The sequence below is a fragment of the Treponema sp. R80B11-R83G3 genome, assembly GCF_054786115.1.
In genome coordinates, this window is record NZ_BDHF01000217.1 from 1 (window position 1) to 1,353 (window position 1,353).

Here is a 1,353-nt window from a genome sequence, read left to right on the forward strand (position 1 = left end):
TAACTGTACAAAACACAAAAAATATTATTTTTCCTTTTCCAACCGCATTCCATTTATATTTACGGCCATTCGTACTGTTAAAATACAGAAAATCTTTAATACGGCGATTCTGCTTCCTTGCAAACGTTTTTACGTCAGAACAGTACAAATGGATAATACCCGTTTTTACTTTCGCAACACGTAAATTTGTTTTTTTGGAAAACAATTCATACAATATATCAATATCAAAAAGATAATCCCCTTCAAAACTGTCAAGCATTTCTGCTTTACGCATAAAAAAACCATTTGCTCCGATAGTGGGAAGTTTTTCAGGCTCAAATTTAATACTTAAATAATCTCCTTTGTCTGTTTCTTCACGGGGCATTTGCGTCCATTTATTTGTAATGCGACAGAGTCTGTCATAATTTCCGGTAAAAATACAAAGTGGGTCACCTATCCCTGTAAGAGCACAATATCTATTAATTACATTGTCCTCCCGTCTGTATGTAAATTCAATAGGTTCGCTTGCGGCAATTTCTTCTTCAGCAAAAGGCTTCATCATCATATTCAACCAGTCATGGCAGAGTAATATATTATCGGAATCCAAAAGACATATAATTTCATTCATCGCCTTCCTGACGCCAAGTGCCTTTCCTGCTTCTGCCGTTCTGAGCTGGTTGTGAACAACTATAATTTTAATATCGCAATTTTTTTTATATTGCTCTATTGCTTCCAATGTTCCATCTGTGGAACCGCCATCAGCGAATATTATTTCTATCAATTCATGCGGATAGTCTTGCGTAATAATAGCGTCCATATAAAGAGAAAATGTACGCATAGAATTAAATGTTGGCGTTACGATTGTGATTGTTTTCATTAATATAAAATATTCCTTTAAATTACAGCATATAAAATTAAACTATCAAAAAATTTGCTATGGTGACGTATATAAAATTTATATTCTGGTATTACATTTTTTAAAAAAATTGGAATTTCCCATAAATGAGCTGGGTTATGATATAAAGATATAGCTAATTTAGGTTTATCCCGCTTTAAAATTTTTTCTGCTCCAATTAACGCATCCATCTCTCCTCCTTCTATATCCATCTTTATAAATGTTACTTTTTCATCAATAATATCATCCAACTTTACTGCTTTAATTAAAGAATTCCCATTAATAGCTATAGAAGATGTTGGTCCTGAAGTTGTATTGAAGCTAATCATAGTATTTTCACGAAATAAAGCTAAATTATATAGTACAACTAATTGCGAAAGTTTGTTTATTTCCATTGTTTCCTTTAACACTTTAAATATATTACTATCAGCCTCGAATGCAATTATTTTGTTCAATCTTTTATTAAGTATATTTTTAAA

The 1,353-nt window shown here is 31.5% G+C and carries 2 protein-coding genes; both read right to left on the reverse strand.

Translation table 11 applies throughout. The features are described from left to right. Nucleotides 1-856, reverse strand: an 856-nt coding sequence (locus tag ACYVRH_RS12755; RefSeq protein WP_461257276.1) for a glycosyltransferase family 2 protein, incomplete at its 3' end; no start/stop codon positions are given. Between the two features lie 17 nt (nucleotides 857-873). Beyond that, on the reverse strand, nucleotides 874-1,353 hold a 480-nt coding region (locus ACYVRH_RS12760; protein ID WP_461257277.1), incomplete at its 5' end, for an FkbM family methyltransferase.